At 55.5% G+C, this 12,374-nt stretch carries 11 protein-coding genes; 6 read left to right on the top strand and 5 right to left on the bottom strand.

Annotation, left to right across the window (positions count from 1 at the left end):
- Positions 1-21 precede the first annotated feature (21 nt).
- From IEW12_RS13980 to IEW12_RS13970, 3 genes are all read right to left on the bottom strand, one after another.
- Positions 22-810, bottom strand: coding sequence for an SDR family NAD(P)-dependent oxidoreductase (locus IEW12_RS13980; protein WP_188566612.1), 789 nt, complete (start codon positions 808-810; stop codon positions 22-24).
- Between the two features lie 482 nt (positions 811-1,292).
- Entirely contained in the window at positions 1,293-2,396 is a 1,104-nt protein-coding gene (gene mnmA / locus IEW12_RS13975; RefSeq protein ID WP_188566611.1) for a tRNA 2-thiouridine(34) synthase MnmA, read from the bottom strand.
- Between the two features lie 2 nt (positions 2,397-2,398).
- Positions 2,399-2,884 (bottom strand): NUDIX hydrolase, encoded by a 486-nt coding sequence (locus IEW12_RS13970; protein WP_188566610.1) that lies wholly within the window; start codon positions 2,882-2,884, stop codon positions 2,399-2,401.
- Positions 2,885-3,456: 572 nt separating this feature from the next.
- On the opposite strand from IEW12_RS13970, the gene IEW12_RS13965 reads away from it, so the two are divergent.
- The 4 genes from IEW12_RS13965 to IEW12_RS13950 all read left to right on the top strand — a co-directional run bounded on the left by IEW12_RS13965 (position 3,457) and on the right by IEW12_RS13950 (position 6,800).
- A complete protein-coding gene (locus IEW12_RS13965; protein ID WP_188566609.1) occupies positions 3,457-4,572 on the top strand; it encodes a Re/Si-specific NAD(P)(+) transhydrogenase subunit alpha in 1,116 nt (371 codons plus the stop codon).
- Between the two features lie 13 nt (positions 4,573-4,585).
- Positions 4,586-4,948, top strand: coding sequence for an aspartate 1-decarboxylase (gene panD, locus IEW12_RS13960; protein ID WP_188566608.1), 363 nt, complete (start codon positions 4,586-4,588; stop codon positions 4,946-4,948).
- 92 nt (positions 4,949-5,040) lie between these two features.
- Positions 5,041-5,355 (top strand): proton-translocating transhydrogenase family protein, encoded by a 315-nt coding sequence (locus tag IEW12_RS13955; RefSeq protein WP_188566607.1) that lies wholly within the window; start codon positions 5,041-5,043, stop codon positions 5,353-5,355.
- The gene (locus IEW12_RS13950) at positions 5,355-6,800 is read left to right on the top strand and encodes an NAD(P)(+) transhydrogenase (Re/Si-specific) subunit beta (protein ID WP_188566606.1); all 1,446 of its coding nucleotides are present in this window, start codon (positions 5,355-5,357) and stop codon (positions 6,798-6,800) included. The genes IEW12_RS13955 and IEW12_RS13950 overlap by 1 nt, the downstream gene beginning before the upstream one ends.
- 712 nt (positions 6,801-7,512) lie before the next feature.
- On the opposite strand, the gene rocF is transcribed toward IEW12_RS13950, so the two are convergent.
- Together rocF and ocd are read right to left on the bottom strand one after the other, a co-directional pair.
- Entirely contained in the window at positions 7,513-8,430 is a 918-nt protein-coding gene (gene rocF, locus IEW12_RS13945; protein WP_188566605.1) for an arginase, read from the bottom strand.
- A 30-nt stretch (positions 8,431-8,460) separates the two neighbouring features.
- Entirely contained in the window at positions 8,461-9,564 is a 1,104-nt protein-coding gene (ocd, locus tag IEW12_RS13940; protein ID WP_188566604.1) for an ornithine cyclodeaminase, read from the bottom strand.
- A 328-nt stretch (positions 9,565-9,892) separates the two neighbouring features.
- Here ocd and IEW12_RS13935 point away from each other — a divergent pair, with 328 nt between their 5' ends.
- Both IEW12_RS13935 and IEW12_RS13930 read left to right on the top strand, forming a co-directional pair.
- Positions 9,893-10,357 (top strand): Lrp/AsnC family transcriptional regulator, encoded by a 465-nt coding sequence (locus tag IEW12_RS13935; protein ID WP_188566603.1) that lies wholly within the window; start codon positions 9,893-9,895, stop codon positions 10,355-10,357.
- A gap of 228 nt (positions 10,358-10,585) precedes the next feature.
- Positions 10,586-12,226 (top strand): GGDEF domain-containing protein, encoded by a 1,641-nt coding sequence (locus IEW12_RS13930; RefSeq protein WP_188566602.1) that lies wholly within the window; start codon positions 10,586-10,588, stop codon positions 12,224-12,226.
- Positions 12,227-12,374: the final 148 nt, after the last annotated feature.

Below are 12,374 nucleotides of genomic sequence, written 5' to 3'. Positions count from 1 at the left end.
CCGAACTGATTTTACCGTCGCTCAGGCAAAGGTTTCGACAATGCCGCCATCGACGCGCAGCGCTGCGCCCGTGGTCGCAGATGCCTGGGTTGAGCAGACATACACCACCATATTGGCAACTTCTTCCGGGGTGGCGACACGCTGTATGATGGATGAGCTGCGATGCTCCTTGACGAATTCGTTCGCCACCCTTTCAGCTGTGGCGATATCGCCGCCCGGCGCCACCAGATCCTGCACCCCTTCGGACAAGGTCGGGCCAGGAAGTACCGCATTGACGGTAATGGCGGTTCCCGCCAGGCTCTTGGCCAGTCCGCGCGAGATAGCCAGGTTGCCGGTCTTGGTAAAGCCATAGTGGATCATGTCGGCCGGAATATTGATGCCGGACTCCGACGAAATGAAGACGATGCGCCCCCAGTTTTTAGCCTGCATGCCGGGCAGATAAGCGCGGCTGGCACGGACGCCGGACATGATGTTGATTTCGAAGAAACGGGTCCATTCTTCGTCGGCGATCTCCTCGAAGGGCTGCAGCGCAAAGATGCCGACGTTATTGACCACGATGTCAGCCTGCGGCTCCGCATCCTTCAGCACTTTGAAGCCCGCCGCGCCGCTCAGGTCTGCCGCAACACCGCGCACAATGGCACCCGGTACCTGGCTGCGCAGGCTGGCCAGGGCACTATCGACGTCGGCCTGCTTGCGGCCAGTGATAACGACAGTGGCGCCGGTACGGGCCAGGCCAGTGGCAATGGCATATCCTATGCCGCGCGTGGAACCGGTAACGATGGCGGTTTTCCCAGTCAAATCGATATGCATGGTGAATCCTTTCACAAGTGTTAAACGATCCAGGCGAAGCGCTATGCCGGCCAGGACGACGGAGTCATGGTAATGCGTATGCAGGTGCCCGATAATCCGGCGTTGCTGCAAATCAGTTTTTGAATTTCCAGTGGAATAGTCGGGGCAAACCGCCCCTCCTGCACGCAGTGTACCGCTTTACAAGTTTTAGTGATCTGCCAGTTGCAAGGCCAGAAAATTGATCAGGGCGGCCACGCGGCGGCCCGGCGATTCTTGATGATCACGATCATGCCTTCCAGTGCCTGCTCGTGCAATTCGTGCAATCCGTGCTGTTGCTTAATGGCAGGACTAATATGGGTATAGCGATGGCGTGTCTGGAATTGATCCAGCAAGGGATGTAGTTGAAGGCTGCCGAAGTTATTCGTCGCCGTTACGCGTTGAGTGCTGCGCTAACCGGCCAATCCGATTAGCGCAGCCCCAGGCAAACCTGTAACCCGGCAGGCTCAGGCCCTGGCTGCGGAGCTGATGATGCCGCCGCCGAGGCAGATGTCGCCGTCATACAGCACTGCGGATTGTCCGGGAGTGACGGCCCACTGGGCGACATCGAAGGACAAGCCGAAGCTGCCGGCCTGGCTGGTATCGATCGCGCAAGCGATATCGGCCTGGCGGTAGCGGGTCTTGGCGGACAGTTCCCGTTTCTCGGGAGCATAACCGGCGATCCAGCTATTCTGGCCCGCTTCCAGTGCTGAAGACAGCAGCCATGGATGGTCGTGTCCCTGCACCACATACAACGTATTGCTTTCCACGTCTTTCTTGGCCACATACCAGGCGTCGCCGCTGCCGTCTGCTTTTTGATGCGATTTGATGCCGCCTATGCCTATGCCCTTGCGCTGGCCGAGTGTGTAAAAACTCAGGCCTACATGCTCGCCGACAATTTCGCCTTCCGGGGTTTTCATCGCACCGGGTTTGTACGACAGATAGCGGTTCAGGAACTCGCGGAACGGGCGCTCGCCGATGAAGCAGATACCGGTGGAGTCCTTTTTGGCCGCATTCGGCAGCTTCAGTTGCTCGGCGATCTTGCGTACTTCGGTCTTCTGGATTTCGCCCAGCGGGAACAGGGTCTTGGACAATTGCGCCTGGTTCAGCCTGTGCAGGAAATAGCTTTGATCCTTGCTGGCATCCAGCGCTTTCAGCAACTGGAATTCTCCATTCACTTCACGCACGCGTGCATAGTGGCCGGTAGCGATGTAATCGGCACCGAGCTTCATTGCGTGATCCAGGAAGGCCTTAAACTTGATTTCGGCATTGCACAGCACGTCAGGATTGGGCGTGCGGCCGGCCTGGTATTCGCGCAGGAATTCCGCAAATACGCGGTCCTTGTATTCGGCGGCAAAATTGACGGCTTCAATATCCACGTCCACCACGTCGGCCACGCTGGCGGCATCTATCCAGTCCTGGCGGGTAGAGCAATATTCCGAATCATCGTCATCTTCCCAGTTTTTCATGAACAGGCCGATGACTTCATAGCCTTGCTGTTTCAGCAGCCAGGCCGATACTGAGGAATCGACACCGCCGGACATACCTATTACGACTCTTTTCTTGGCCATGATTACTGTACTCCTGCGCCGAGAGCGGATGGATGGGTATATAACAGCGACAGCGGCGCGCGCTTGCCCAGCAGATAGTCGTTCACGCATTGCATGACCAGTGGGCTGCGATGGCGTGCCTGCGATGCCAGCAATTCGTCATGGCTCATCCAGACCGTGCGCAGGATGCCGGTGTCCAGCGGCCGGTCATGCGCCTGTCCCAGTTCGCCGGCAAAGGCAAAGCGCAGGTAGGTCACTTCCTGGCCGGTCGCAGGCGACACATAGCGCGACAGGTAGGTGCCTATCAAATCGGTGGGCGTGAAGTCGTGCGCAGCTTCTTCCAGCGTTTCGCGAACCACAGCCTGCTGCAGCGTTTCATTGGGATCGAGGTGGCCGGCTGGCTGGTTGATGCGCACGCCTTCCGAGGTTTCTTCCTCTATCATCAGGAATTTATTGTCGCGGCTGATGATCGCGGCGACGGTGACTGAGGGTTTCCAGATATCTGACATACATACTTTCGAATAAGGCGCTATTTTAAGCCATTTCCCGTCCGGCCATCTTTGCTGCAGGCAAGCTTGGACAAGCCTAGGGAGGCACAGGCGGCCAGCTTGTGGACGGGCAGCCACATTAAGTGGAGCATGGCTGCCTGAATTCAATGCCGAATTAGCTAATGCTAATTTTGTATATACGTTCTTGCATCACACTCGCCTGTCAATGACGTGTAACCTAGGCATGCTTTAATATAATGATGGCAGGCTTGCAGGGCCTTGTTTTTCATGGGATTTTTAACTGGCGAGAATGGTCTGCTCATTGCTGCGGGCCAGGAAAATCGCGCGGGCATTGCCAAAAAAGTACAAAAACGAACGGTTGTGCTAAAAAACAATTTGCGTGTAATATCGTTGTTCACTATAAAACGTAAGCTTTTTGTAAGATTTGATGCATGGGAGTCAGCAAAATACCCGGGAATGCGCACATCGCGCCCGCCCGCATTCTAAATTGATGCCATCATTGTCCTGTCCGAGTTTAAAAAAAAGAAATATCGAAGCCTAAACTACGAAGCAAAAAACCAAGGAGCTAATCTATGAAAATCGGCATCCCCGCCGAGACACGGCCGGGCGAGACGCGTGTAGCGGCGACCCCAGAAACGATCAAGAAATATGTCGCCGCCAAACATCAGGTGATTGTGCAATCTGGCGCCGGTATTGCGTCCAGCATTACCGACGAGGCTTATCAGGCTGCGGGTGCGCAGATAGGCAGCGCGGCCGATGCCTTCGGCGCCGACCTGCTGCTCAAGGTCAGGGCTCCGAACGCGGAAGAACGCGCGCTGATCAAATCCGGCACGGTGCTGGTCGGCATGCTGAACCCCTTTGATGCGGACAATATTGCTGCGATGGCGGCGCACGGCCTCTCCGCTTTTGCGCTGGAAGCCGCGCCGCGCATCACGCGCGCGCAATCGATGGACGTGCTGTCGTCGCAGGCCAATATTGCCGGCTACAAGGCCGTTATGCTGGCTGCCAATACCTATCAGCGCTTCATGCCCATGCTGATGACGGCAGCCGGCACAGTGAAGGCTGCCCGCGTGCTGATCATGGGTGTCGGCGTGGCCGGCTTGCAGGCGATTGCAACTGCCAAACGGCTGGGCGCAGTGATTGAAGCATCCGACGTGCGTCCGCCGGTAAAGGAGCAGGTGGAATCGCTGGGCGCCAAATTCATCGACGTGCCTTTCCTGACCGATGAAGAAAAAGAAATTGCCCAGGGTACCGGCGGCTATGCGCGCGCGATGCCGGCAGACTGGATGCGCCGCCAGGCAGAACTGGTGCATGAACGCGCCAAGCAGGCCGACATCATCATTACCACTGCGCTGATACCGGGCCGCAAGGCGCCGATACTGATTTCTGAAGAAACCGTCAAGGCCATGAAGCCGGGTTCGGTGATCGTCGACATGGCGGTCGAGCAGGGCGGCAACTGCCCCCTGTCCGAGCTGGATAAAACCGTGACCAAGTATGGCGTGCACATCATAGGCGAGCCTAACCTGGCCACGCTGGTTGCTGCCGACGCATCTGCGCTGTATGCGCGCAACGTGCTGGATTTCCTCAAACTGATCATCGATAAAGATGCCGCCCTCGCCATCAACCGCGAGGACGAAATTGTAGCCGCCACCCTGGTTTGCTCCGGTGGCGAAATTTTAAGAAAGTAGAAAGTAAAGTCTCATGCAAAGAAATATGCTCCGCGCCAAAATTCACCGTGCCACAGTTACCCAGTGCGATCTGCACTATGAGGGCTCCTGCGGCATAGACGAAAATCTGCTCGACGCGGCCGATATCAAGGAATTTGAACAGATAGAGTTGTACAACATCAATAACGGCGAGCGCTTCTCCACGTATGCCATCAAAGGCAAGCGCGGTAGCGGCGAAATTTCGCTGAATGGTGCCGCAGCGCGCCGCGTGCACCTGGGCGATCTGATGATTATCTGTACCTATGCTCCTATGACAGACGAAGAAGCCGGCAGCTTCCTGCCCAAGGTGGTATTCGTCGACGGTAAAAATCAGATTTCAAGCATGAAGGAATATTAAGGGCCTCAGTAAGACAGTAAAACCGGCATCGGAGAATCGCCGGTTTTACGTGGCCACCATCTGTTTTCATAATTAAAAGTAGAGAGGGCATCATGGAAGTTAGTCACACCCTTACCAATCTCATCATCTTCGTACTGGCTATCTACGTCGGTTACCACGTGGTGTGGACGGTTACCCCGGCACTGCATACCCCGCTGATGGCGGTCACCAATGCCATTTCCGCCATCATCATCGTCGGCGCCATGCTGGCAGCCGGCCTGACTGAAGGCTTGCTGGCCCAGGTAATGGGCACTGCTGCTGTGGCACTGGCTGCCGTCAATGTATTTGGCGGCTTCCTGGTCACGCAGAGGATGCTGGAAATGTTCAAGAAAAAAGAACCCAAGGCACCTGCCAAGGAGGATAAATAATGAGCTTGAATCTGGTGACCTTGTTGTACCTGATCGCCTCGGTCTGCTTTATCCAGGCGCTGAAAGGTTTGTCCCATCCGTCGACCGCGCGGCGCGGCAATGCGTTCGGCATGGCGGGCATGGTGTTGGCGGCAGCCACTACCGTTGCACTGATCGTCAAGCTGAAAGGCGAAGCAGCGGGTGCCGGTCTCGGCTATGGCCTGGTGGTGCTGGGTGTGGTGGTGGGTGGCGGTATTGGTGCTGTCCTCGCAAAACGGGTCGAAATGACCAAGATGCCGGAACTGGTCGCTGCGATGCACTCGCTGATCGGTATGGCGGCAGTCTGTATCGCCGTGGCAGTCGTGTCCGAACCCTGGATTTTCAATATTACCGGCCGCTTTGAAGCGATTCCTTTCGGTAACCGCCTGGAGCTGTTCATCGGTACCTTTGTCGGCGCGATTACTTTTTCCGGTTCGGTGATCGCCTTCGGCAAGTTGTCCGGTAAATACAAGTTCCGGCTGTTCCAGGGCGCACCGGTCAGCTTTGCCGGCCAGCATTTGCTGAACCTGCTGCTGGCGGTCGCGATGATAGGTTTTGGCCTGATCTTCTGCTTCGCACCGGGTAATGAGCCGGCCTGGATTCCTTACCTGCTGATGGCGGCGATTGCCTTTGTACTGGGCGTGCTGATCATCATCCCTATCGGCGGCGCCGATATGCCGGTGGTGGTGTCAATGTTGAACAGCTATTCCGGTTGGGCAGCGGCAGGTATCGGTTTCTCGCTGAATAACTCCATGCTGATCATCGCCGGTTCACTGGTCGGCTCCAGCGGCGCGATCCTGTCCTATATCATGTGCAAGGCGATGAACCGCTCCTTCTTCAACGTGATCCTGGGCGGCTTTGGCGGCACACCGGCAGAAGCCGGCGCAGCAGGCCAGGCACAGCGCAACGTCAAATCCGGCTCTGCCGACGACGTTGCCTTCCTGCTGGGTAATGCTGAAACCGTCATCATCGTTCCCGGCTATGGCCTGGCGGTGGCGCGCGCCCAGCATGCGCTGAAGGAGCTGACAGAAAAGCTGACGCACAAGGGCGTTACCGTCAAGTACGCGATTCACCCTGTGGCGGGTCGCATGCCTGGTCACATGAACGTGTTGCTGGCAGAAGCCGAAGTGCCGTATGACCAGGTGTTCGAGATGGAAGACATCAACAGCGAATTCGGCCAGGCCGACGTGGTGCTGGTATTGGGCGCGAATGACGTGGTCAATCCTGCTGCAAAGGATCCGAAATCGCCTATCGCTGGCATGCCTATCCTGGAAGCCTACAAGGCCAAGACCATCGTAGTGAACAAGCGCTCCATGGCGTCCGGTTATGCCGGTCTGGATAATGAGCTGTTCTACATGGATAAGACCATGATGGTGTTTGGGGATGCTAAGAAGGTGATTGAGGATATGGTGAAGGCTGTCGAATAGGGAAGCGCTATTCTGGCCGCTTCATGAACAAAGCCACATGGGGACATGTGGCTTTTTTCTTTTATGTCCTGCTATCGTGTGATAGTTTCATTGATTTTTGTGCTTGCTGGTCGGGGTAGCCCGACAGCTACTTCCTTTCTTTGCTTCGCCAAAGAAAGGAAGCAAAGAAAGGCGACCGCAAGCCTCGCCCTTCGGGTACCCGATTATGCGGCACAAAAAATGGGAAACAGGCGAAACTCGCCTTCGGCTCAAACACACCTGTTTCTGATCCATTTTCTGTACCGCACAATCGGCGAGGCTCCGAGCGGTTTAAAGTCAAAAGCAAAAGCCAAGTCAAAAACAGCGGCAACCAGATTCTCTAATTTTGAAGAAATGTAATCTTAGAAATTCCAGCGGCTTGATTTTGATGTTGGGGTTGGGTTTGTTTTTGAAGTGCCCCCGCTGGGGACGCAGCATTTTGCGCTTCGCAGAAAATGGATCAGAAAGGAACGTTGTTTGAGCGAAGCGAGTTTCGTTCCTTTCCCATTTTTTGCGAAGCGCAAAATGTGATGGCGCTCGCGCCATCACCCGTAGGGCAAGTCTGCGGTCGCCTTTTGTTTGCTTACTTTATTTTGGCGAAGCAAAATAAAGTGAGTGGCCGCCGGGCCACCCCCGGCCTGTATCTACGAAGTGCAATTCAAATATTAAGCACTGTCCTTAGATAAAGACGCCCTTATCCATTAATCCTGACCAACGTCGACTTCCCAAACAAACTCTCAATCAAATCCACCGCCAGTACGGCAGTCTGATTCCGTATATCCAGTGCAGGATTCAACTCCACCACGTCGAGTGATGCCAGCAAACCGGTATCTGCCACCATCTCCATGCACAACTGCGCCTCGCGGTAGGTAGGTCCGCCCAATACTGCGGTACCGACGCCGGGGGCAATCGCCGGGTCCAGGCAGTCCATGTCGAAACTGACGTGCAGGTGCGTGTTTTCATCCACGCCTTCTAGGGCGGCGTTCATTGCTGCGCGCATGCCGTATTCGTCGATATAGCGCATGTCGTAGACCTGCATGCCCATTTCATGGATGAAGCGTTTTTCGCCTTCATCCACGCTGCGGATGCCGATCAGGCGGATTTCGTCCGGTTTTACTGCCGGCGTATGGCCGGCGTAATGGATCAGTTGTTCAGGGCCGTGACCCATCAGGCAGGCGACCGGCATGCCGTGGATGTTGCCGGTGGGGCTGATGCTGGACAAGTTGCTGTCGGCATGGGCGTCAAACCACAGTACGCGCAGCTTCTTGCCTACTTTCCTGCAATGCTTGGCAACGGCGCTGATGGAGCCTATTGCCAGGCAGTGGTCGCCGCCCATCATCATGGGCATATGGCCCTGGCTCAGGGCGCTGTCGACAGCGTCGAACAGGCCCTGGTTCCAGGCCACTGCTTCTTCCAGGTGGCGCAGGCCGTTCACCGGCTCTTGCCATGGATTGGCCGGCCCGTGCAGATTGCCGTGGTCGATTACCCGCAACTGGCGCGCCTGCAAGGCCTCTACCAGTCCGGCAACACGCAAGGCATCCGGGCCCATGCCCGCGCCTTTGACACTTGCGCCTACGTCGGTAGGTGCGCCAATCAAGGAAATTGTTTTCATTCGTGGTGTAGTCTCAATCTATGGTCAAACTTAAACGTTAATCGGTACGGCCTGCGGCATGCTGCTGCGGGACGCATTCGAAGTTGCAGGAGCTGCAGTAGAGCTACTTGCAGGTGCCGTCGAACCGACTCCCATGCCGAACAAATCTTTCGGATTCAGCAATTCCGGTATCAGGTCCAGGATGCGGGCATCTTTCTGCACGACGTATTTCTCCAGGTAGCGCATTGCTGAAAAATCTTCCAGTGCAAAACCGACAGAATCAAATACCGTGACTTGCTGCGGACTTGCTCGCCCGGCAACCTTTCCTTCCAGCACTTGCCAGAATTCCGTTACCGCGAAATCCGCCGGCATTTGCTGCAATTCCCCTTCTATGCGCGATTGCGGCTCATATTCTACGACGACATGGGCGTTTTCCAATATTGCAGCATGTAACTCCGTTTTTCCGGGGCAATCGCCGCCTACTGCATTGATGTGCATGCCAGGCTCTATCATTTCCGGCAACAGGATCAGCGCATTGGTCTTGTCGGCAGTCACGGTAGTGATGATATCCGCACCCTTGACGGCTTCCGCAGTGGACGCAGCCCGGATGATGCGCAGTTTCGGATAAGTGCGCAGGTTGTGGATCAGCTTGTCGGTCGCCGCGGGATCGACATCATACACACGCAGCTCTTCTATGCCCAGCAGGCAGTGGAAGGCGATAGCCTGGAACTCGCTCTGGGCACCGTTGCCTATCAGCGCCATGCAACGGCTGTCCGGCCTTGCCATGTATTGCGCGACCAATACCGAGGTGGCGGCAGTGCGCAAGGCGGTAGTCAATGTCAGTTCCGACAGCAGGCGAGGGTAGCCGGTATGCACGTCGGACAGTACGCCAAAAGCGGTTACGGTCAGCAGGCCGGCCTGCGTGTTCTTCGGATGGCCGTTCACGTATTTGAACGAATACTGCTGGCCGTCCGAGATCGGCATCAGCTCAATCACGCCGACGTCCGAATGGCTGGCCACCCTGGCGCATTTATCAAAATGTGACCAGCGCAGATAATCGTCCTTGATCATGCCTGACAAACGGCCGATGGCATCTTCCAGCCGGGTTTTCCTTAAATGCGCCTGCATTTCCTGTGTGCCTATGAAGGTCACCATGATGTTCTCCGAAATTATTATGAAATAACGGCGATGCATCTCCATTGGGGACTTCTATAAATCTACCCATGGCCAGTGTCCGCGCAAATTAGCGGGCATGCGGGAAAAAATGCGGCGATTTGTAGAAAACTCCAATAAGGACAGCTTGCTGCCGTTGCTGACTGCTGCAGCTTCATTGTATCGAGGGTGGCTGGAAATTAGATTGCCAAATCACAGCAAAATCGGTTAGTTTATGAAACTAAATTACTTTTAAAGTAAAAATATGTACTTTAATTTCTAATTAAGTTTAATTTATAAAATATGTGATATTTGGCAACAAGGGGCTGGCATGGCTGAAATGGATAATTACGACCGCAGTATCTTGAAGCACCTGCAAGATGACGGGCGCATGACCAATCTGCAACTGGCGGAGCGCATCCACTTGTCTGCGCCGCAAACCCTGCGCCGGGTGCGCATGCTGGAAGAAAGAAAAATCATCCGCGGTTATGTGGCGCAGGTCGAGGCCGAAGCGATAGGCCTGGGTGTCACGGCCTTCGTCAATCTGTCGCTGGACCGCGAACAATTCCGCAATGTGCGCGAGGTGGAGCGCAACATCATGGCTTTCCCGGACATCATAGAGTGCCACACCATCTCCGGTGACTTTGACTACATCCTGAAAGTTGTGGCCCCGGACCTGAAGAGCCTGTCGCAATTCCTGACGGACAGGCTGATGCAGGTTCCGGGCGTAGCCTCGTTGCGCTCGATGATATGCATGGAAGAGATCAAGCCAGTCAGCAGCCTGCCTATAAGCTGATACTACATAAGCAAAGTATCACCATGCAGTCTGGCGCAGGCATGTGGCATTTTGGGCTATTCCGCTATTGGTTCGCGATTGTTGATAGACAGAAACAGAAAAGACCTATTAGAATGAACTACCCCTGCAGCTTTCATTTTTGATCACTCATTGAATAAATTGATAGCCCTGACAGCATCCTCCTTAGCGGGCTACCCTGGCAAGTCATGGCTGCGGCGGCTGCAGTACATGTACTCAGCCTGTGTTTCCGGGTGGAGCAGGCGGCTCATCAAAACCTTCTTGTTCCTGACGGCGATACTGCCCTTCCTTGCGTTTGCCGCTCCCGTCGATATGTCCGGAAGCTGGTATCAGGCAAAGGCGAATTGGAAATATCAGGGGCAAAGCCAGCTCGCTGACTCCGGCTTGAGCAAGGCGGAACAATTGAACGCCACCGGTGGCCGCTTCTGGTTCCAGGCCGATTTCAAGATAGCCGAAGCAAAGACCTATGTGCTGGACTTCAAGAGTTCCAGCACCATAGGAAAATTCCAGCATTATGTATATGACGCGCAGGGGCATTTGCTTGCGCACCTCGAAGGCGGAATACAGAGCAAGGTCGCCAATCCTTTCTTCCTGCGCCATGGCCGCGAGCTATTGCTGCCGCCCGGCGACTACCGCCTGGTCACGGAACTCGATTCCCCATTTTTCCTGGCGCAGCCGCATCCTTACCTCGACACGCTGGATGATTACCGGGCCTCCATCAAGGCAGGCAATGCGCTGGTGCTGGTCTGCCTCGGCGTATTTCTAGGCCTGGGTTTTTACTATGCGGCGCTGGCCATGGTCAGGAAGCGTACGGCTGAACGCATGTATGCGATCTTCATCCTCGGTAACCTGCTGTATAACGGCACTGCCTTGCTGGTGTACCCGGATCTGTTTGATATGCACTGGTTTTACATGATCAGCGTGCCGGTACTGTTTTCCAATTGCGCATACATTGTCTTTGTCATGGCGCTGCTGGAAATCAAGCCGGGCGCCCAGCCGCGCCTGTACCGCGCCGGCATCCTGTTGCTGGCGCTATTCATGGGCTTTATCGTGCTGGCCGGCTTTTTCCCGAACTGGTCGCTGGAACTGGACCGCTACGGCGTTGGCCTGTTCATCACCTACGGCCTGGTTGCAGGGATATCGCGTGCGCGGCAGGGCAATGCGTCAGCACGACTGTATCTGGTTGCGATTGCTACCTTTTTTACCTTGGCGCTGACCTCGATCTCGCTCAATCATATGGATGCCCATACGCTGTATGTGGAGCATATAGGCTTGCTGGCAGTAGCCGTGGAAGTCTTCCTGCTGGCGCTGGTGCTGTCTTACCAGTTTGCCTTGCTGAACAAGGAAAGGCAGATCGCGATTGACGATGCCAAGCGCAGCATATTGATCGCGCATACCGACGCCCTGACAGGATTGCCGAACCGCTTCAACCTGGAGATTGAAATCGTGCAATTGCCAGCAGAGGGCAGCCTGACCATCATTGATCTGGATGGGCTGAAACACTACAACGATACCTATGGCCACTTGCGCGGTGATGAGCTGCTGTGCAGCTTTTCCCATCACCTGAAAAAACGCCTGGGGAATCGCGCGATCCTGCACCGGATGGGCGGGGATGAATTTGCCATTACCTGCCGCAGCGGCGATACGGCCTATATAGAAGAAATGCTGGAAGGCACGATGGAACTGCTGCGCAAGGATAATTTCGGCATCGCCGGTGCCAGCTTCGGTTCTGCGCTGGTCAAGGAAGACCCCAGCAAGGCAAACCTGAAGCAGATGGCCGACGCGCGCATGTACTTGCAAAAGCAATTGCACAGGCGGCGCGCCTCAGACCAGTCTCAGCTACAGACATAAGGCCGCTGCCGCCTGGCCGCCACCTGGTTTTTCGCCTGATTTTTCGTAATAAGCGCTTGTTCAAGCGCCCGTATCTGTTCGCCTTGCTGTCCGCTGTCACTGCTGTTACCCAACCGTTACCCCACCGTTACCCTTAACTGGAGAAACT

It is taken from the genome of Parundibacterium terreum (assembly GCF_014636315.1).
GTDB classification, from domain to species: Bacteria; Pseudomonadota; Gammaproteobacteria; order Burkholderiales; family Burkholderiaceae_D; genus Undibacterium; species Undibacterium terreum.
The sequence above is the reverse complement of the archived record's forward strand: the minus strand, read 5'-3'. Positions and strand labels throughout refer to the sequence as shown.